Genomic DNA, 19,876 nt, shown 5'->3' with positions numbered 1-19,876 from the left:
CATTAACTGCGGCGCTGACGGACGGCTTCGAACAGGCAGACGCCGGTTGCCACCGAGACGTTGAGGCTCGAGACCGCCCCCGCCATCGGGATACTCACCAACTCGTCGCAGTGCTCGCGGGTCAGGCGACGCATCCCCTTGCCCTCAGCCCCCATCACCAGCGCCATCGGGCCGGTCAGCTTGGCCTGATAGACATCGTGATCCGCCTCACCGGCGGTGCCGACGATCCAGACGCCGCGATCCTTCAACTCCCGCAGACTGCGAGCCAGATTGGTGACCTGAATGAGCGGCACCACTTCGGCGGCGCCACAGGCGACCTTGCGTACCACCGAGGTCAGGCCGGTGGCCTTGTCCCGCGGCACGATCACCGCATGGACCCCGGCCGCATCGGCGCTGCGCAGGCAGGCACCGAGGTTGTGCGGATCAGTCACGCCGTCCAGCACCAGCAGGAAAGGCTGGGTCTGTTGTTCGGCCAGACTGTCCAGCAAACTGGCCAGATCGTGCTCGGCCAGCTTGGGCGCTTCGATCACCTTGGCCATGATGCCCTGGTGATTGTTGCCCTCGGCTTTATCATCAAGCGTCTTGCGGTTCACGCTCTGCACCTTGAGACCGAGGGATTCAAGCTCGGTCAGCAGGGGTTGCAGCCGGTCGTCATCCCGCCCCTTGAGGGCCCACACTTCGATGAAACGCTCCGGGGTGCGCTCAAGCAGCGCGGATACAGCGTGAATGCCGTAGATCAGTTCAGTACTCATTTAGTGCTCTTGGCCTTATCGCGAGCGTTTTTGCTCGGTCGTCTGTTGCTGGGCTTGGCGCGGCCACCCTTGTCGGATTTGCCGTGATCCTTGCCCTCTTTGCGTTTTTCGTGGCGCTGGGCGCTCTTGGCCTTCTCTTTCTTGATTTCGGCCTGCTTGCGCGCCATCTCTTTGGCATTCTTGCCGGTGGCCTTGAGCGGCTCTTCGACCATCACGAAGTCGATCTTGCGATCGTCCAGGTTCACGCCCATCACCTTGACCCGCACCTTGTCACCCAGACGGTAGCGACGGCGGAAGTTCTCGCCGATCAGCTGCATGTGCAGGGGATCAAACTGGTAGTAGTCGTTGGTGAGGGTGCTGACGTGGACCAGACCATCGATGTGGATCTCCGCCAGACGGACGAAGAAACCAAAACCGGTGACGCTGGCGATCACGCCGTCGAACTCGTCACCCACGTGATCCAGCATGTACTCGCACTTGAGCCAGTCGGCCACGTCGCGGGTCGCATCATCGGCACGGCGCTCGGTCATGGAGCAGTGCTCGCCCATCGGATCCACTTCTTCCAGCTGGTAGTGATAACCACCGCTCGGGGTCCACTTGTGGCGCAGGTTGCCCTGTTGCTCTTTGGCAGTCTGGTATTTGATGGCGCGGTGCAGGATCAGGTCGGGATAGCGACGGATCGGCGAGGTGAAGTGCGCGTAGGACTTCAACGCCAGACCGAAGTGACCGATGTTGTCAGCCTGATAGACCGCCTGACGCATGGAGCGCAGCAGCATGGTAGAGAGCAGCTCGGCATCCGGGCGCCCTTCAAACTTGGCGGCCAACTCGGCAAAATCTTTCGGCTCGGGCTCGAGACCGCCTTTGAGCTCCAGACCCAATTCGGCCAGGAAATCACGGAAACCGGTCAGACGCTCTTCGCCCGGACGGTCGTGCACCCGGAACAGGGCAAAGGCTTCGTTCTTCTCGATGTAACGGGCCGCGGCCACGTTCGCCTGGATCATGCACTCTTCGATGATCTTGTGGGCGTCGTTGCGCACCAGCGGCACGATCTGGTCGATCTTGCGCTGGGCGTTGAAGATGAAACGGGTCTCTTCGCTCTCGAACTCCACCGCACCACGCTGGTGACGGGCATGTTTGAGCGCCTTGTAGAGGTTGTTCAACTCTTCGATGTGGCCCACCAGCGGGTCATATTGCTGACGCAGCTTGGGATCACCATCCAGAATGGCCGCGACCTTGCTGTAGGTCATACGGGCGTGGGAGTTCATCACCGCTTCGTAGAACTTGTAGCCGGACATGCGACCGGCGGCGGAGATGGTCATCTCGCACACCATGCAGAGACGGTCAACTTGCGGGTTGAGCGAGCACAGCCCGTTGGAGAGCACCTCCGGCAGCATGGGCACCACGAACTCGGGGAAATAGACCGAGTTGCCGCGCTGATAGGCTTCGGCATCCAGCGCAGTGCCAGGCTTCACATAAGCGGATACGTCCGCAATGGCAACCCACAGGCGCCAGCCACCGCCACGCTTGGCTTCACAGAAGACGGCGTCATCGAAGTCACGGGCATCTTCCCCGTCAATGGTGACCAGCGGCAGGGCGCGCAGGTCGATACGACCCTCTTTGGCCTTTTCCGGTACCTGTTCGCCGAGACCGGCAACCTCTTTGGTCACCTCCTCTGGCCAGGTATGCGGGATACCGTGGGTACGCAGGGCAATTTCAATCTCCATGCCCGGGGCCATGTTCTCGCCCAGCACGTCCAGCACGGTACCGACCGCATTGATACGGGAGTTGGCGCGCTGGTTGATGCGCACCACCACGACCTGGCTCTGGCGAGCCCCCTTGTTTTCACCTTCCGGGATGATGATGTCCTGACCGATGCGGCTGTCGTCCGGCACCACGAAACCGACGCCATTCTCGACGAAGTAACGGCCGACGATGTCTGCCTCACGGGGCTTGAGCAGGCGCACCAGACGCGCCTCCTGACGACCCTTGCGGTCAATCTCGGTCGGCTGCACCAGCGCATAGTCACCGTGCATCAGGCGCTGCATCTCGCGGTTGTTCAGATACAGATCCGGTCCACCACCTTCCGGGCGCAGAAAACCGAAACCATCTTTATGGCCGAGTACATACCCTTTGACCAGATTCAGACGATCCGGCAGGGCGTAACATTGGTTGCGAGTGAATACCAGCTGCCCATCGCGCTCCATGGCGCGCAGACGACGGCGCAAAGCTTCCAACGGCTCTTCGTCAGTCAGCTTGAGTGCCTTGGCCAGCTCTTCGCGGGACATCGGCTTTTCGTGACCCTTAATGAGTTCGAGGATCAGCTCGCGACTGGCGATGGGGTTTTCGTATTTTTCGGCCTCGCGTTGGAGGAAAGGATCTTTTTGAGACATAAGCAGGCCTTAGGGTAGGTAATAACCCAGCCATTATATCGAAGGGGGGGGCGAATGGCATCCATCGGCTGCCTTTTGGCCAATCTCTCTGTCATACTATCTTCAGTTCGCTGGCATGATGAGACACGGAACTCATGAGTAAGGACACGTTTGCCCAATCTGCCGCCTATCTCAAGCAGGCGGTACCCTTGATGATCAAGTACCAGATCCCCACGACGCCGGACAATTACCATCTATGGTACAACTATGTCTCGGCCAGCATGCCCGAGCTCAACCAGGCGATCGATCAGGCCGTCAAGCTGCAGGGAACCTGCTCGCTCACCACCTGCGAACGGCTCTATCACCAGTATCTGGCCGCTCAGGATGAGAAGCAGATGGAGGCGATGAAACTGAGCCTCGCCGCCATGGCCAACGAGCTCGGTCACTCCATGCAGGACGCCATCTCCGATACCGGCATGTTTCAGGAGATGCTCGACAAGAGTTTTGACAAGCTCAGCCGCATCGATGATGAGGGCTTCAGTCTAGAAGACACCATGGGGATCCTGCGGGAACTGGTGCGCGAATCGCGGGACGTGCGGATGTCGACCATGCACTTTCGCAATCAAATCAGCAATGCCGAGAAAGAGATCAAGGAGCTGCGAGCGGCACTCAACGAGACCCGCAAGCTGGCCAACGAGGATGCCCTCACCAGCCTGCTCAACCGCCGCGCCTTCGATCTGGAGCTGGAAGGGCTGATCCGCAGCCAGCACCCCTTCTCGCTGATCCTGACCGATATCGATCGCTTCAAGAACTTCAACGACGAATATGGCCATCTGCTCGGCGATCAGGTACTGCGAGCCTTCAGCAAACGGCTGCGTGACGCCTGTCAGGAGGGGGTAACCGCTTATCGGATCGGCGGAGAAGAGTTCGCCCTGCTGGTTCCCCATCGCGCTCTGGCACTGGCCAGACAGATGGCGGAAAGCATGCGCCGGGCCATCGAACGGATGTCGATTCTGGATCGCAAGTCGGGTCGTCGTATCGACCACATCACCGCCTCGTTTGGCGTGGGTGAATTCAACGGTCAGGAGAGCGCGGACTGTCTGGTCGAACGTACCGACAAGCTGCTCTACAAGGCCAAGGAGCTCGGCCGCAACCGGGTGATGCCGCTGCCGTCCTGATACTGCAACCCTCATAACGCCTTGCTCCGCGAAATGAAAAAGCCAGTCAGATCAACTGACTGGCTTTTTTGCATTTCACAACCAACAAGGCGGCCTTGTCACCACCCCGCAAGAGGCTGGTTCAGCAGATTATTGCTGAGCCTCGGCAACCCCTTCCACCTTCACTTCAACGCGACGATCCGGTGCCAGGCAGACGATCAGCTCACGCTTGGACTTGCTGACACAGCTGTCGCCGGTAACCGGTGAGGATTTACCACGCCCTTCCACATTGATCTTGGCGGCCGGGATCCCTTTACCAACCAGATAGTTGGCGACGGTCTGGGCACGCTGCTCGGAAAGCTTCTGGTTGTAGGCATCGGAACCGATACGGTCGGTGTGACCAATCACGGTTGCTACGCCATCCTTGGGTCGCGCCTCTTCGATCTGGGTATAGAGGCTATCCAGCGCCTGACTGGCTTCTGGCTTGAGGGTCGCCTTGTTGAAGTCAAACAGCACGTCGGAGCTCAGGGTAAACTGCTTCTCGACCATCACAGGCGCGGGAGCGGGTTCCGGAGCCGGGGCGGGCGCCACAGGAGCAACCTGACCAAAGCGATAAACCGCCGCCAGCGACAGCAGGCCGTTATCCATTCTCACGCCGGTGTCATCGCGGTCGCCATACGGGGTGGTGTATTGATATTCAAGACGAGCAGCCCAATCACGATTAAAGGCATACTCTGCCCCCAGAGCACCGACAAAGTTGAACCGGCCGTCCCCCCCTTTCAGGTCACTGTTCGCTGCCGCATAACCGCCGCCGACACGTCCATACAGGTCAAGGCTATCAGTCAAAGGGAAGCCCAGCTTCAAAGACAAATGGATTAGCTGAGCCTGAACTTCATCTTGAAACGCAGCGCCCGTGGCGGAGCGGGCATCATATTTGTATTTACCAAGATAATCGAAGCCGTACTCGATACCCAGATTCTTGTTAAGCTGATAGCCGGCAAATACGCCCGCCCCAAGAGCATCATTGGTCTCATTACCTATGGTGAAATTGTTGCTTTCATCAATGCCGTAGAAGTTGGACCAACCCAGTTTGGCACCGCCATACCAGGTGTTGTCCTGACCGGCAGCCTGGGCATTGGCCGCCAGCAAGCCGGTAACCAGCAAGGTAATCAATGTTTTTTTCATGTCTGAGCCTCTGCAACTTTATGTAGGAGGAGGTTGATTGATATCACCTCGTCTTATAGGTGCAACCACCCAAAAGCGATCGCAGCATATCAACGTTAGCCTATTTTCAAGTCACTGATATCAATTAACAAAAAACACTGTAACGCAAGTGTGTTACAAAAACAGCAACGAATGTTTGTTATTTGAACTAAGTGTGACGCAAAAAGACACATTGATCAGGGCTCGGGGGAGGACAGGGGCCAGCAGCATGCTGGCCCCTTTGAGGAATCAGTGACGAACAAACTCGTAGTTCCGGTCAATAAAATCAGCCACGCGCTGACTCAGTGCCGTGTGCACGGTTTTGGTCGGATGCACCTGATCCCAGAACATATGCTCGTTGCAGTTGAGGGCTGCGGTACTACGTTTTGCCTGTGGGCTCACCACCGCCTGCGCCAGGATCGGGTTACCGGCGATCGCCACCCTCTCGGACAGACTCAAAGCCGGAGCCGGGGCAACCTCGGCGGCGCTACCGGAGAAGGGCTTCCACATGTAGCCACCGTCATAACAGGCGTGCTCGGTGTCGCTCAGGCCAAACAGCTGGGGATCACGCACCATTTCGTCAAACTGCTTGTCCACTTCGAACAGCTTCACGATGCCGAGGGGGGCCAGCTCGCGGGTGAGGTTCTGCAGCCGCTGGTTGTGGTAGCTGGCCACATGGCGCACCTTCTCCACCACCTTCATGCTGCGGGCCGACGGGGTCTGCCCCAGATCCGGGATGTTGAACAGCAGGATCTGCTGCGCGCCGTTGAGCACCAACCGGTTGGATGCCAGCCGGATAGTATCGATCACCCGATCCGCATCCCGCTCGGTGTTCCAGCCATAGGCCAGATAGTCGTTGGCACCGACCCAGATCACCACCAGGTCATCGGGGCGGAACTTGTCCTTTTTCAGGAATTGATCGATCTCGTAGTCAAGGTTATTGATCACCTGATACTTGGGATCCCATGCCCACTTGTTAAACCAGCCCAGCTTGTTATAGGCCACCGCCGTCGCGCCGCCTTCCGCCTCGTTGGCCACGACCAGACCGGGGAAATGCTGGTCACGCAACTGCTCCAGCCACACCGGGCCATTGCTGAAGCGCCCGTTGAAGTAGGGTGGGCTGGAGGGGAGATATCCCCGCATCTTCTTGTACATCTTGCCGGTGTCGGAGAGGCTGTCACCAAACATCACGACCCGGGAAAAAGGCTGGCGTCCCTCTGCCGCTTGCGCGGTCAATGCCATTAACCCCAATAAACAAACAAGCCATTTTTTCATATTGTTATGCTCTTCGATGAAGCAGGTGAGACCTGCGGACTTCCCCTCGAATGGCGGCAAGCACGGGAAGAGTCTGCCACCACTGACTTCTGGTGAAGGCGACAGATTACAGTTCCAGATGAAATCACACATGTTCCATCACCGATGAAATCGCTTGCGCTCACAAAACAGACAATCACAACTGCCTATTTCTTTCACGCTTATTTCACGCCCCGCGCGGCACAATGCCCTCATACCAACGACAGGAGTATGAAATGAACAAGGCAAGCGCAAGCGTAATCGGACTGTTGACCCTGATGTCTGTCTCCTCTTTTGCCATGGCGGCCTACACCGGCCCGCAGGAACAGAACAAGGTCTCCGTTGCTCAACTGAAAGATCTGGCCGATGACAGCTGGGCCACGCTGGAAGGGAAACTGGTCAAGCATCTGGGCGGCGAGAACTATCTGTTCCGCGATGCCAGCGGTGAAGTGGAGGTCGAAGTGGATCAGGATGTATGGCGCGGCACCGAAGTGGGCCCGGACGATCTGATCCGCATCCGTGGTGAAGTGGACCACAGCTGGAACAAGACCGAGGTGGAAGTGGAAACCCTGGAGAAAGTGGGCGCTGCTCCGCAGAGCAAGGGTGGCTTTATCGCCAAATAAGGCCACTTCACCGACGAACTGGCCAGACGCAAAAAGGGCGCTTGCTATCAAGCGCCCTTTTGCATGGTTAACGCAGCGTCACCGCTTAACCGGCCCGGCCAGAAAAGGTTCTTTTAAACCCCTTCTCGGCCTGATTGACCTTGTAGAGATAACGGCGCGCCTCCTCTTTGGGATGCTGCTCGGTCAACACCTGATAGACCGCCTCGGGGGAGAGCTGGTTGATCCGGCCCGGCGCCGCCTTGCGATCGCTGGAGAAGGTATTGAGCACCCCGCCAGCACCACCGTTGTAGGCGGAGATCACCGCATAGCGACGGGAGCGCGGATCCTCGATATCCGCCAGATAGACGGTCTGCAACAGGTGCAGATAGGCGGTACCGACATCGATGTTGTAGGCCGGATTGAACAGCTCCTCCCGGGTCGGCTGGCCGTTCTTGCCCTTGACCCGCACATAGACGTCACGACCGGCAGTAGCCGGGATCACCTGCATCAGGCCATAAGCATTGGCATGGCTCACCGCATAGGGGTTGAAGCTGCTCTCGGTCTTGATCACCGCATAGATCAGGCTCTCCGGCACGCCGTATTTGCGCGACGCTTCCCGGATGATCCCCGCATACTTGTAGCCCCGCCTGTCTTCATGGTTGGCCACCATGGGAATATCGACGAAGAAGATGGTACGAATACCCAGGGTACGCTTCTTCATCGCCGTGCTGAGCAGGTAGTCGGCATAGCGTTCGGCGCGCCAGGAGGCGCGAATTGGCTGGCGCTGATTATCCAGCACCTGACCGTAGAGGAAAGGCTCGCCGCCGGTCAGGATTTCCCGATCGGAGTAAAGATCCACTTCGGCCGGATCATCCGGGGTCAGCAGGGTCTCGATGATGGCGCGACGCAGATGCGCACGCGGATCGACGCCCGAGACCGTCTCCACCATGATGTGGCCGCTGGAGAAGTCGATGTGGGCACGGCTCTTGTACTGATCCGTATATTTGACATAGTCAAACTTGCCCGCAAACAGCGCCTCCCGCCCCCATATCTCGTTCACGTTATGGGAGAGTGCGCTGATCATGTGTTCAAAACCGCGGATGTCCTTGCCGTTGACCAGATCATCATCCTCACTCCCGCTGGGCTTGGGGGAGGATGAGCAGGCAGAGAGAAACAGCAGGGTGCACAGCAGCCAAAAAATTCGGCCCATAGGATCCTCAAACCGGGCAGCAGAGCTGCCCATCATTCATTTGCTGCGACTTCAGGAGCGATCACGCCAGCCAGTGGCGCCATGCCCGCTCCGGTTCACACGAACAACAGCCGGAGAGCTTACTGGGCAGGCGGGGTGTAACCTTCGATCTGCACTTCACCCGCATCAAACAGGTAGCTGACCATCTCTTTTTCCAGCAGTTGGCGATGCTCAAGATTCATCATGTTGAGCTTTTTCTCGTTGATCAGCATCACCTGCTTTTTCTGCCACTCGGCCCAGGCTTCCTTGCTGATGTTGTCAAAAATCCGCTTGCCGAGCTCACCGGGATAGAGTTGGAAATCCAGACCCGGGCCCTCTTTTTTCAGGCGTTGGCAAAATACAGTACGGCTCATGTTGACCTCTATGGTTGTAACTCTGGATAGGCGAGCAGACGGGCCGTGGCGGCCGCCAGCCCCACCTCGGCAGGATGGCGTAAGTTATACCAGAGTCGGTTATCTGCTTCCATGAGCCGCAGCGGCTGCGCCTCATCAATGTCAATCAGCAGCGGCTGGATATCGAGATGGAAGTGGCTGAAGGTATGGCGAAAACCGGCCAGCTCCCGATAGCCGTGATGACTCAGACCAAAGGAAGCCAGCAGACCATCCACCTCCGCCAGCGAGGCGACCTGCGGGAAGCAGTAGAGCCCACCCCAGATCCCCTGCGGCGGCCGCTTCTCCAGCAGCAACTCATCTCCATGGCGGATCAGCAGCATGATGCCATCGCGGGCCGGAATGCTCTTCTTGGGCTTGCTGTTGGGGTAGGCAGTCGGGTTGCCTTGCGACAGCCCCTGGCAATCGGCCCGCACCGGACAGCGATCACAGGCAGGCTTGCTGCGGGTGCAGATTGTCGCCCCGATATCCATCATCGCCTGATTGTATTGCGCCACACCTAGCTTGGGGGTGAGCCGGATGGCGATCTCCCACAGCTCGTTCTCCACCTGTTTTTGGCCGGGCCAGCCCGGCAAGGCCAGCCAGCGGGTGAGTACCCGCTTCACGTTGCCATCAAGGATGGCGTGAGGCTGACCCAGGGAGAGCGACAGCACGGCCCCGGCGGTTGAGCGACCAATCCCCGGCAGCGCCATCACCTCGTCAAAGCGCTCGGGAAAGAGGCCGTGGTGATGATCGCGGATCTGCTGGGCCGCCTTGTGCAAGTTGCGAGCCCGGGCGTAGTAGCCAAGCCCGGTCCAGTGGTGCAGCACTTCGTCGACGGGGGCATCGGCCAGCGCCACCACATCGGGGAAGCGTGCCATAAAACGCTGGTAATAGGGGATCACGGTAGCGACCTGAGTCTGCTGCAGCATGATCTCCGAGACCCAGACCCGGTAAGGGGTCTTCTCCTGCTGCCAGGGCAGGGTTTTGCGGCCATGAAGCTCGTACCACTCCAGAACCCGGCTTGCGAAGGTTGATTGATTCACGTTGTTCTCATGTCGTTGATATAAGGGGAACTCTGCGGTTCCTTCGGCTCATCTGGCCAGCGCGGGCATAACGCCATCACGCAACACAGCGCCAGCTGTCTGGTGCGGCAGCGTAAGGCCTCGTCCCGCCCAAGTCAAAGCCACGCTGACTAGCGCTGCGGCCAGGTGGTGGTCAGGCAGCAAAGCGGTAACAAAGACGATATACTCGGCCCCACGATTGATGACGGGAGAGACGGTTTGCAGACTTATCTGGTTGGGGGCGCAGTGCGGGATCGCCTGCTGGGATTGCCGCAAGGCGACAGGGATCATCTGGTGGTCGGCGCCACTGTGGAGCAGATGCTGGCGCTGGGTTTTACCCAGGTCGGTCGCGACTTTCCCGTGTTTCTTCACCCCAAAACCCAGCAGGAGTATGCTCTCGCCCGTACCGAACGCAAACAGGGTCAGGGCTACACTGGCTTTGTCTGCCACGCCGCCCCCGATGTGACGCTGGAACAGGATCTGCTGCGCCGGGATCTCACCATCAACGCCATCGCCGAGGATGATCAGGGAGAGCTCCATGATCCCTACGGTGGCATCGAGGATTTGGAAAAGCGGCTGCTGCGCCACGTCTCCCCCGCCTTTGCCGAAGACCCATTGCGCGTCCTGCGGGTCGCCCGCTTCGCCGCCCGCTTCCACGCTCAGGGCTTTACCATAGCGCCACAAACCCTCTCCCTGATGAGCGAGATGACGGCCGCCGGCGAGCTGGGCCACCTCACCCCGGAGCGAGTCTGGAAGGAGCTGGAGAAGGTGCTGCTGGGTCCAACCCCGCAGATCTTTATCGAGGTGCTGCGCCAGTGTGGCGCCCTCAAGGCGCTCTTCCCCGAAATTGATGCGCTGTTTGGCGTCCCCGCCCCGGCCAAGTGGCACCCGGAGATCGACACCGGCATCCACACCCTGATGGTGCTGGAGCAGGCGTGCCGGATCTCCCCCGAGCTGACGGTGCGCTTTGCCGCCCTCTGCCACGACCTCGGCAAGGGGATCACCCCCAAGGAGTTCTGGCCCAGCCATCACGGCCACGGTCAGAAGGGGCTGCCGCTTATTCGCGCCCTGTGCGAGCGGTTCAGGGTACCCAACGAGTGCCGGGATCTGGCGCTGCTGGTGAGCGATCTGCATACCCACATCCACATCGCCTTTGAGCTCAAGCCAGCCACCCTGCTCAAGGTGTTCGACAAGGCCGATGCCTGGCGCCGCCCCGAGCGCTTTGCCCAGTTGCTGGATGCCTGCCGCGCCGACTTCCACGGCCGTACCGGTTTCGAGGAGCGGGTCTACGCCGAGCCGGACTATGTGGCCGAAGCGCTGGCTGCCGCCCAGGCGGTGCCGGTGAAAGAGATAGTGGCGGCCGGTTACAAGGGAGAAGAGATCAAGGAGCAGCTGGCCAAAAAGCGGACCGACGCCATCAGTCGGGTCAAGGATGAGTGGACCTTTATCGAAGAGTAACCTCGGCCCCATAACAGACGGCCGCCCTGATGATGAGCTCCGCAAGGAGAGCATCGCCAGGGCGGCCGTTTTGCATCCAGATTTATATATGAGAGGCGCTAACCCCTGCTGGTGCCGTTATGCCGGACCAATTCGCTCCATCAGGCTCATATGGGATGAGCCATCGTGGCGCTTGAGGTTCTGGCGATACTCGAACTGGCGCTGGCTCTCCTGCTTGAGCCCCAGCATCAGCGAATAGCACATAGCCAGCATGATCACCGAGAACGGTAGCGCCGCTATGATGCTGGCCGCCTGCAATGCTGCCAGGCCGCCGGAAACCAGCAGGATGGCCGCAACCAGCCCCTGCCCCAGACCCCATACGGCGCGGTGCAGCACCGGCGGCTCCTGATCCCCGATGGAGAGCAGGGTGGTGATAACCAGCGTGCCCGAATCACTGGAGGTGATGAAGTAGGTGCAGATGAGCAGGGTCAGCACGGCCTTGGCGATCCAGCCGAAGGTCTCCCAGTGCAGCAGCTCGACCGTCTTGTAGAGCGCCAGCGTCACATCCTGATTGACCGCCGCCACCACGCCGCCACCGCCAAACAGCTCCAGATTCATCGCCGTGCCGCCAAACACGGTGAGCCAGAACATGCCGAGCAGCGAGGGTACCAGCAGCACGCCAAGCACAAACTCGCGGATAGTACGCCCCTTGGAAATGCGGGCGATAAACATGCCGACAAACGGCGCCCAGGCAATCCACCAGCCCCAGTAAAACGCCGTCCAGCTCGATTGCCAGGCCGAAGTGCCGTTGGCCTCGGTGTTGGTCCAGAAGCTCAGTTTGACGATGTTCTGCAGGTAATCACCGATGTTCTGCACATAGGCGTTGAGGATATAGGTGGTCGGCCCCAGCACCAGAAAGAGTGCGAGCACGAACACGCTCAGCCAGATATTGAGCTCGGAGAGGATCTTCACCCCGCGCCCCACCCCGGAGACCGCCGAGAGGGTGGCGATCAGGCTGATACCACCAATCAGCCAGAGCTGGTTGGACTGCGATACGTCCATACCGAACATCTGGTTGAGGCCGGTATTCATCTGGGAGACACCCAGTCCAAGGGAAGTCGCCACCCCGAACACGGTGCCGAACACTGCCAGCACATCGGCGGCATGGCCCCAGAAGCCGTAGATGCGCTCACCGAGAATGGGGTAAAGCACAGAGCGGATCGCCAGTGGCAACTTGCGGCGATAACTGAAGAAGGCCAGCGACAGGCCGACGATCACATAGATGGCCCAGGGGTGCAGACCCCAGTGGAAGAAGGTGAGGCGCATGGCGATCTGGGCTGCTTCCGGGGTCATCCCTTCGGTAATGAACGGATTGCCCTGCAGATGGTTCATCGGCTCGGCGATGCTCCAGAACACCAGACCGATACCCATGCCCGCGCTAAAAAGCATGGAGAACCAGGCGAAGTAGCCGAACTCCGGTACCTGGTCGTCGTCACCCAGTCGGATGCTGCCAAAACGGCTGAACATCAGGTAGACAGCGAAGAACAGGAACAGGGCAACGACCAGAATGTAGTACCACTTGAACCCGGCAATGATCTGATCCTTGGCACCGACAAACCAGGCGGCCGCGGTATCGGGAACAAATACGCCAAACAGCAAAAACAGGGTGATCACGGTGAGGGCCGTCATGGCCATGGTGGGGTTGAGGCCTTTCAATAGCCCTTTGCTTGCTCGCATCCAGCCTCCTTAGTCGTTGTTGAAAAAGTCTTCGCCCACATGATCACCGGCACCGCCGATGGCGCGATAGACCAGTTTGCCGGCTGCCTGTTCGCGGTGATCCACCAGCGAAACCGAGGGCTGGCCGTTCACGGCGTGACGCTTGCCAAGGAAGATGGCCATGGGGACACCCAGATTGGAGACACCGCTGGTGATCCAGAGCCGGTTGAAATCGTAAGAGCCGCCGATGAACTCCAGCTGGGCCAGGCCGGTATCGAGGCCGGTCAGATAGAAGTTCATGGCACTTTCATCAGGAAAGAGGTGAACCAGCACATAGGCGTAGCGCAATTCATTCACCAACTCCTTTAGGTTGAAAGTACCTGTCTCACTGCACGAGAGGGGTAATTCACCATCATAGTGGTGCACCTTGAGGGTATTGGGGTCCTCTTCGTAGGCAGGCTGATAACGCACAAACGCCGAGGTATCAGGCAGTTCGTAGCGCACTCTGACCACACGTAACTCGGCTACCAGAGACTTGATATCCAGCTCGTTGTTCATCATTTCGCTCCTCAAATGTCAGGGTGAATTCCGTGAAATGCCCGACAACCTAACACAAAATTAATTAGAGCAGAAATGATTACAGCAAAAACCATATTGACCTTGTGACGAATTAGGCGGAAAATTTTGCGCCTCTCCATAGCCCTCCAATGACGCACACCCCATGGAAAAACATGATGAAGTGCTGGTCGCTCTGCGCCAGATTATTCGTGCCATCGACATGCACTCCAGGCGCCTGATCAAAGAAGCCGGGCTCACCTCCCCGCAACTCTTGCTGCTCAAAGGGATCGACGAGCTGGGACAGATCTCCATGCGCCAGCTGGCCGATCACACCAACATGAGCCAGGCCACCGCCACCACCATCATGGACCGATTGGAGAGCCGCCAACTGGTGCAGCGCGTTCGCAGCAATACCGACAAGCGCAAGGTTCACGCGACACTGACTGACGCAGGCCGCGCCCTGCTGGCCCAAGCCCCCACCCCGCTGCAAGAACGCTTCATCCAGCGTTTTCAGGCGCTGGAAGCGTGGGAACAGACCCTGCTGCTCTCCTCCCTGCAACGCATCTCCTCCATGATGAATGCCGATGAAATCGACGCAGCCCCGGTGCTGAGTGTCAGACCCCTCACCGAAGAGCAGGCATAAGCTGCTGAACAATTTCAGGCATAAAAAAAGCTCCCGAACGGGAGCTTTTGTCTATCAGGAGCTGGAGAGAATTACTCTTCCAGGCTGATCCCGATATTGGAGACGCCATCCTGGCAGGCGAATGTTCTGATAGCCAGGATACGATCGCTGTCGCGCTCATGGGCAACCCGCTTGAGCAGTTCGACCTGGAACTCCAGCTCGGCTTCCATGTACTCGTGCTCGTAGAGCTCCTCTTCGGTCAGATCCCGCTCTTCCAGCAGCTCGATAAAAGCGGCCACGGTACCGACTGATGCATGGCTGGCATCGTTGGCCTCTTCGCCAACCCGGCAGATCACCGAGTTGTAGGCGCAGCCCAGCGCAACGCAGGCATCCAGCGCGGGATAGGCGCCGTAGGATTCAAACTTGCGGGGATCCGGAATGTGAGACTCGAACTCTTCGAGAATGGCACCCAGATTGACCCGGGATCCCTTGACGGTGAGGTAGACCCACAGCTGATCCAGCGCATGCCGGAAGGCGCTTGCATTGCCAAAGCCGGAGGCCTGACAGAACAGGGCATAGTTGGGGTACATGCGCTCTGCCAGCGCCAGGGTGTAGACGGTCTGTTGCCAAGGCTGTAGCTCGGCCAGTCGCTTATAAAACTTGTCACCAAACACTGGAGTCGGATCCTTTGCAAAATGTGGGGCAGATTGTAGCCCACGAGGGGCGCGGCGAAAACGAAAAAGCGCCCTGGTCGGCTATGTTGCGAGATGAAGTCAGGTAAGATGGGACGAGAGCGGCATCTTGTTGCGCCGCAAATTCTGATAAGGAACAAGAGTATGAGCCAACGTACCCTTCTTTTGCTCAGCCAGGATAATGCTCACTACGAACGGCTGCTCAAGGCCGCCAACCTCCCCCATCTGCGCATTCTGCGGGCCGATAATCCGGCCGATGCCGAAAAACTGATTGGCGAAGCCCATATTCTGATGGCCGAACCGGCCCGTGCCAAACCGCTGCTGCCCAAAGCCAACAAGCTGAGCTGGTTCCAGTCCACCTATGCGGGAGTCGATGTGCTGCTCGACCCTGACAGTCGCCGCGACTATCAGCTCACCAATGTGCGCGGTATCTTCGGCCCGCTGATGAGCGAGTATGTCTTTGGTCATCTGCTCAGCCTGATGCGCCAAATTCCTCTTTATCGGGAGCAGCAGAAGCAGCGGCTGTGGCAGAGCCACCCCTATCAGGGCCTCAAAGGGCGCACCATGCTGATCCTGGGGACCGGCAGCATTGGCCAGCATATCGCCCAGACCGGCAAACATTTTGGCATGAAGGTGCTGGGCATCAGCCGCAGCGGTCGGGAGCGGGCCGGGTTTGATCAGGTTTATCAGCTGCCGGCGCTCAACAAGATGCTGGCGCAGGCCGATGTCATCGTCAGCGTGCTGCCAGCCACTCGCGATACCCGTCATCTGTTCAATGCCGCGCGCTTCGAACACTGCAAACCGGGCGCCATCCTGTTCAATGTTGGCCGCGGCAGCGCCGTGCACTCGGGCGATCTGCTCACCGCGCTGCGTACCGGCAAGCTGGCGATGGCGGTGCTGGATGTGTTCGAGCAGGAGCCGCTGCCCGCCGACAGTCCGCTGTGGGGACAACCCAACCTCATCGTCACCCCCCACAACAGCGCCTACAGCTTCCCAGAGGATGTGGCCCAGATCTTTGTGCGCAACTACATCCGCTTTATCGACGGCCAGCCACTGGATGGCAAGATTGACTTCGACAAGGGGTACTGACCCTCACCGCGCCTGCAAAAAGGCCCCGCCAATCTGGCGGGGCCTTTTCATTTCAGGCAGTGATGACAGGTATCAACCCGCGGCCAGCTCCTTGCGATAGCTCTTCACCTTGGCGAGGAACTGACGACGCTCCTTGCCGCTCAGGGGTTCAGCCATCGGCAGCTTGGCGGTCATGGCATTGACCGGGCGGTTGTTGATCCGCAGCTCATAGTGCAAGTGGGCACCGGTCGATCGGCCGGTGTTGCCGGAGAGGCCGATCTTGTCGCCCATCTTCACCCGTTGGCCCGGCTTGACCAGCAGCTTGCTCAGGTGCAGATAGCGGGTCGCCAGGGTGCGGCCATGTTTGATAACCACATAGGTGCCCGCCAGCGGGTGGCTGGTCGCCTTCTGGACCACACCATCACCGGTCGCCAGCACCGGCGTGCCCACCGGTACCGCGAAGTCGGTCCCTTCGTGGGGACGGATCGCACCGGTCACCGGATGCTTGCGCGCGGGGTTGAAATTGGAGCTGATCCGGTAGCGGCTGTGAGTCGGGTAGCGGCGGAATCCGCGCTCCAGACTGTTGCCCTGACCGTCGTAATAGTTGCCATCTTCGGCCAGCCAGGCTGACACATTCTTGCCCTGGCTAATCACTTCCACGCCGAGCAGCTGGCTGTTGCCGGTGCTCTTGCCTTCCACCGTCTCCTGGCGGACCAGCACCTTGAACTTGTCGCCCTTCTGCAAATCCTTGGCGAAATTCATCCGCCACTGGAACAGGTTGGCAATCTTCTGGATATGGTTGGCCGGAATGCCCGCATTACGGGCACTGACATAGAAGCTGCCGTTGATCACCCCGTTGTAACGCTGCGGTTGCCACTCGACCTTCTCATTGATCATGGAGGCGGTATAGGCATCATCGCTGCGCGCCATCACTAGCGTCTGCTTGATGTTCAGGCGGATCTTGAGTTGCTGCAGGATGTTGTCCTGATCGATCAGCAGCTCGATATTCTGGCCCGGCTTGAGGCGCGCCAGATAGTTCTTGTTGTCCGCGTCCAGCACCTTGTAGAGGGTGGTGGTGGAAAGACCGAGATTGTTAAAAATGGCGGTCAGGTTTTCGCCGTTGCGAACCCGGTAATCCTGCCACTGGGGGGTGGTGTCAACCGGGATGTCGTCATCCGGCGCACTTTGATCAACCAGTTCGTGATCGGGGATTTCGTTAAAGTCGGTGTTGTTTCCGTTGGTTGCCGTACCGGCGGTATCAATGGGCAACTCAAGACGCAGCGGCCGCTCGAGGATGTCACCCGGAGCTGGCAATAATGCCACTGCTGACAGGGTCATGGCCGTCAGCATCAGCATGGCATAAAAGTGTTTGCGGGGAACCGGTGGTTCCCAATTGGCAGCCTGTACTACCAAGGGACGGAGACGTTTCATCCGCTATCCTGTATTTAGATCTAAAGAGTGTGAGTTGCGATGTCAGTTGTGACAAAACCGTATAAAACTGTTTGTTGGACAAAAAAAGTTACAAATAGTTCATCGCAATCTGCATGAACCCCACATTTTATGCATAACCCGCCCGGATGGGCAGAAATGATCGTCTTTTTTAACCATTTTTTCCTATTTTTAAGAACCGGGTCGGATTCGATTCTGAATAGAAACCCAAAATGTTGCGATAACTTTTCCATGGAGTGGATATGTCGTTAGCAAAACTGTTAATCAGAATAATTGTCGTCCTGTTCCTGATAGGTGCGGCGCTGCTGTTCGCACTGGAAGTCACGACAGTCCGCCAGTCCATCCTCGACCAGATGTCAGCCAATCTGGAAACCGCCATCACAGCGCTTGGGTTGGTCTTGCAGGGAACCTTGTTAAATGACGACAAGGTGCTGGCAGAGACCATCGTTAATGCCATGTTTGATGGCGGCTTCGTCAGCTCTGTCACCCTGATCGATCCCGATGGCCAGCTGCTGTTTCAGAAGGTCTTCCACTCGACCCAGCAGAATGTCCCCGGCTGGCTTCCCTCGGTTATCGGCATGCCGCCCGTCAAAATTGAGCAAGAGTTGACCGATGGCTGGCGCATGCTGGGCACCCTGACACTGGAGGGGCATAGCGGTTACGCCTACCAGCATCTGTGGAATGCCATCAGCCGCACCGGTCTGGCGCTACTGGCGGGGCTGGTGGTCTTTACCCTGGTGATCTCCCTGGCTGACTCTTATACACAAATAGCGGTCTGAACGGAACCTTTCGCGTTTTCCAGGATCTGATCTTCCATGTGACCTCCTAACATGGTAACGATCATGATAACTTCTGCTCTTCATCGTGCGGCTGACTGGGCTAAATCTGTGTTCTCTTCGGCGGCGCTGGGTGATCCTCGCCGTACCACCCGTCTGGTTAACGTCGCCGCTCAATTGGCAAAATGTTCTGGAAAATCAATAACCATCTCATCAGAGGGCTGTGAAGCCATGCAGGAAGGCGCTTACCGATTTATCCGCAATCCCAACGTCTCTGCCGAGGCGATCAGAAAGGCTGGCGCCATGCAAACAGTCAAGTTGGCTCAGGCGTTTCCCGAACTGCTGGCCATCGAGGACACCACTTCTTTGAGTTATCGCCACCAGGTCGCCGAAGAGCTTGGCAAGCTGGGTGCTATTGGAGATAAATCCCGCGGATGGTGGGTTCACTCCGTTCTCTTGCTCGAGGCCACTACATTCCGCACCGTAGGATTACTGCATCAGGAGTGGTGGATGCGCCCGGATGACCCTGCCGATGCGGATGAAAAGGAGAGTGGCAAATGGCTGGCTGCGGCCGCAACTAGCCGGTTACGCATGGGCAGCATGATGAGCAACGTGATTGCGGTCTGTGACCGCGAAGCCGATATCCATGCTTATCTGCAGGACAAACTGACACATAAAGAGCGATTTGTAGTGCGCTCCAAGCACCCGAGCAAGGACACTGGCTCCGGATTGTATCTGTACGACCATCTGAAAAACCAACCGGAGCTGGGTGGCTATCAGATCAGCATCCCGCAAAAGGGCGTGGTGGATAAACGCGGTAAACGTAAAAATCGACCAGCCCGCAAGGCGAGCTTGAGCCTGCGCAGTGGGCGCATCACGCTAAAACAGGGGAATATCACGCTCAACGCGGTGCTGGCCGAGGAGATTAACTCGCCCAAGGGTGAGACCCCGTTGAAATGGTTGTTGCTGACCAGCGAACCGGTCGAGTCGCTAGCCCAAGCCTTGCTCGTCATCGACATTTATACCCATCGCTGGCGGATCGAGGAGTTCCATAAGGCATGGAAAACCGGAGCAGGAGCCGAGAGGCAACGCATGGAGGAGCCGGATAATCTGGAGCGCATGGTCTCGATCCTCTCGTTTGTTGCAGTCAGGCTGTTACAGCTCAGAGAAAGCTTCACCCTGCCGCAAGCGCTCAGGGCACAAGGGCTGCTAAAAGAAGCGGAGCACGTAGAAAGCCAGTCCGCAGAAACGGTGCTGACCCCGGATGAATGTCAGCTACTGGGCTATCTGGACAAGGGAAAACGCAAGCGCAAAGAGCGCGCCGGGAGCTTGCAGTGGGCCTACATGGCGATAGCCAGACTGGGGGGCTTTATGGACAGCAAGCGAACCGGAATTGCCAGCTGGGGCGCCCTCTGGGAAGGCTGGGAAGCCCTGCGAAGTAAACTGGATGGCTTTCTTGCTGCCAAGGATCTGATGGCGCAGGGGATCAAGATCTGATCAA

At 58.4% G+C, this 19,876-nt stretch carries 17 protein-coding genes and 1 pseudogene; 7 read left to right on the top strand and 11 right to left on the bottom strand.

Annotated elements, in window-relative coordinates:
* Positions 1-2: 2 nt before the first annotated feature.
* Together rlmB and rnr are read right to left on the bottom strand one after the other, a co-directional pair.
* Complete coding sequence (rlmB, locus tag OKC40_RS12610) at positions 3-752, bottom strand: 23S rRNA (guanosine(2251)-2'-O)-methyltransferase RlmB (protein ID WP_042062953.1); 750 nt, start codon at positions 750-752, stop codon at positions 3-5.
* Positions 749-3,142, bottom strand: a complete 2,394-nt coding sequence (rnr, locus tag OKC40_RS12605; RefSeq protein WP_042062952.1) for a ribonuclease R — start codon at positions 3,140-3,142, stop codon at positions 749-751. Before rnr ends, rlmB begins: the two co-directional genes overlap by 4 nt.
* 134 nt (positions 3,143-3,276) lie before the next feature.
* Here rnr and OKC40_RS12600 point away from each other — a divergent pair, with 134 nt between their 5' ends.
* A complete protein-coding gene (locus tag OKC40_RS12600; RefSeq protein ID WP_042062951.1) occupies positions 3,277-4,299 on the top strand; it encodes a GGDEF domain-containing protein in 1,023 nt (340 codons plus the stop codon).
* A gap of 129 nt (positions 4,300-4,428) precedes the next feature.
* On the opposite strand, the gene ompA is transcribed toward OKC40_RS12600, so the two are convergent.
* A complete protein-coding gene (gene ompA / locus OKC40_RS12595; RefSeq protein ID WP_182938281.1) occupies positions 4,429-5,463 on the bottom strand; it encodes a porin OmpA in 1,035 nt (344 codons plus the stop codon).
* A gap of 267 nt (positions 5,464-5,730) precedes the next feature.
* Complete coding sequence (locus OKC40_RS12590) at positions 5,731-6,756, bottom strand: SGNH/GDSL hydrolase family protein (RefSeq protein ID WP_182938282.1); 1,026 nt, start codon at positions 6,754-6,756, stop codon at positions 5,731-5,733.
* 254 nt (positions 6,757-7,010) lie between these two features.
* On the opposite strand from OKC40_RS12590, the gene OKC40_RS12585 reads away from it, so the two are divergent.
* Positions 7,011-7,397, top strand: a complete 387-nt coding sequence (locus tag OKC40_RS12585) for a YgiW/YdeI family stress tolerance OB fold protein (RefSeq protein ID WP_058052298.1) — start codon at positions 7,011-7,013, stop codon at positions 7,395-7,397.
* A gap of 85 nt (positions 7,398-7,482) precedes the next feature.
* Here OKC40_RS12585 and mltC read toward each other — a convergent pair whose 3' ends face one another.
* The 3 genes from mltC to mutY all read right to left on the bottom strand — a co-directional run bounded on the left by mltC (position 7,483) and on the right by mutY (position 10,039).
* On the bottom strand, positions 7,483-8,586 hold the full coding sequence (mltC, locus tag OKC40_RS12580) for a membrane-bound lytic murein transglycosylase MltC (RefSeq protein WP_111806250.1): 1,104 nt from the start codon (positions 8,584-8,586) through the stop codon (positions 7,483-7,485).
* A gap of 119 nt (positions 8,587-8,705) precedes the next feature.
* Complete coding sequence (locus tag OKC40_RS12575; protein WP_005335828.1) at positions 8,706-8,978, bottom strand: oxidative damage protection protein; 273 nt, start codon at positions 8,976-8,978, stop codon at positions 8,706-8,708.
* Between the two features lie 8 nt (positions 8,979-8,986).
* On the bottom strand, positions 8,987-10,039 hold the full coding sequence (gene mutY / locus OKC40_RS12570; RefSeq protein WP_182938283.1) for an A/G-specific adenine glycosylase: 1,053 nt from the start codon (positions 10,037-10,039) through the stop codon (positions 8,987-8,989).
* 237 nt (positions 10,040-10,276) lie between these two features.
* On the opposite strand from mutY, the gene OKC40_RS12565 reads away from it, so the two are divergent.
* The gene (locus OKC40_RS12565) at positions 10,277-11,515 is read left to right on the top strand and encodes a multifunctional CCA addition/repair protein (RefSeq protein ID WP_182938284.1); all 1,239 of its coding nucleotides are present in this window, start codon (positions 10,277-10,279) and stop codon (positions 11,513-11,515) included.
* A gap of 117 nt (positions 11,516-11,632) precedes the next feature.
* Here OKC40_RS12565 and OKC40_RS12560 read toward each other — a convergent pair whose 3' ends face one another.
* Positions 11,633-13,231, bottom strand: a complete 1,599-nt coding sequence (locus OKC40_RS12560) for a BCCT family transporter (RefSeq protein WP_182932964.1) — start codon at positions 13,229-13,231, stop codon at positions 11,633-11,635.
* Positions 13,232-13,240: 9 nt separating this feature from the next.
* The gene (locus OKC40_RS12555) at positions 13,241-13,768 is read right to left on the bottom strand and encodes a hypothetical protein (protein WP_042062940.1); all 528 of its coding nucleotides are present in this window, start codon (positions 13,766-13,768) and stop codon (positions 13,241-13,243) included.
* A gap of 163 nt (positions 13,769-13,931) precedes the next feature.
* On the opposite strand from OKC40_RS12555, the gene OKC40_RS12550 reads away from it, so the two are divergent.
* A complete protein-coding gene (locus tag OKC40_RS12550) occupies positions 13,932-14,411 on the top strand; it encodes a MarR family winged helix-turn-helix transcriptional regulator (RefSeq protein ID WP_013723454.1) in 480 nt (159 codons plus the stop codon).
* A gap of 71 nt (positions 14,412-14,482) precedes the next feature.
* Here OKC40_RS12550 and OKC40_RS12545 read toward each other — a convergent pair whose 3' ends face one another.
* Complete coding sequence (locus OKC40_RS12545) at positions 14,483-15,064, bottom strand: YjaG family protein (protein WP_270795391.1); 582 nt, start codon at positions 15,062-15,064, stop codon at positions 14,483-14,485.
* Positions 15,065-15,226: 162 nt separating this feature from the next.
* Between OKC40_RS12545 and OKC40_RS12540 the strand changes: the two genes are divergently transcribed.
* Positions 15,227-16,171 carry a D-2-hydroxyacid dehydrogenase gene (locus OKC40_RS12540; RefSeq protein WP_139406324.1) on the top strand — a complete coding sequence of 315 codons (945 nt, stop codon included), beginning with the start codon at positions 15,227-15,229 and terminating at the stop codon, positions 16,169-16,171.
* A gap of 72 nt (positions 16,172-16,243) precedes the next feature.
* Here OKC40_RS12540 and mepM read toward each other — a convergent pair whose 3' ends face one another.
* The gene (gene mepM / locus OKC40_RS12535; RefSeq protein WP_270795389.1) at positions 16,244-17,581 is read right to left on the bottom strand and encodes a murein DD-endopeptidase MepM; all 1,338 of its coding nucleotides are present in this window, start codon (positions 17,579-17,581) and stop codon (positions 16,244-16,246) included.
* A 260-nt stretch (positions 17,582-17,841) separates the two neighbouring features.
* On the opposite strand from mepM, the pseudogene OKC40_RS12530 reads away from it, so the two are divergent.
* Positions 17,842-18,345 (top strand): annotated as a pseudogene (locus OKC40_RS12530) (LapD/MoxY N-terminal periplasmic domain-containing protein); the annotation flags it as partial.
* A 96-nt stretch (positions 18,346-18,441) separates the two neighbouring features.
* The gene (locus OKC40_RS12525) at positions 18,442-19,872 is read left to right on the top strand and encodes an IS4-like element ISAeme22 family transposase (protein ID WP_270795387.1); all 1,431 of its coding nucleotides are present in this window, start codon (positions 18,442-18,444) and stop codon (positions 19,870-19,872) included.
* The last annotated feature ends 4 nt before the right edge of the window (positions 19,873-19,876 follow it).

The organism is Aeromonas sp. QDB11 (assembly GCF_027705265.1).
Classification (GTDB): Bacteria; Pseudomonadota; Gammaproteobacteria; order Enterobacterales; family Aeromonadaceae; genus Aeromonas; species Aeromonas allosaccharophila.
This window is presented reverse-complemented; position numbering and strand designations above follow the sequence as displayed.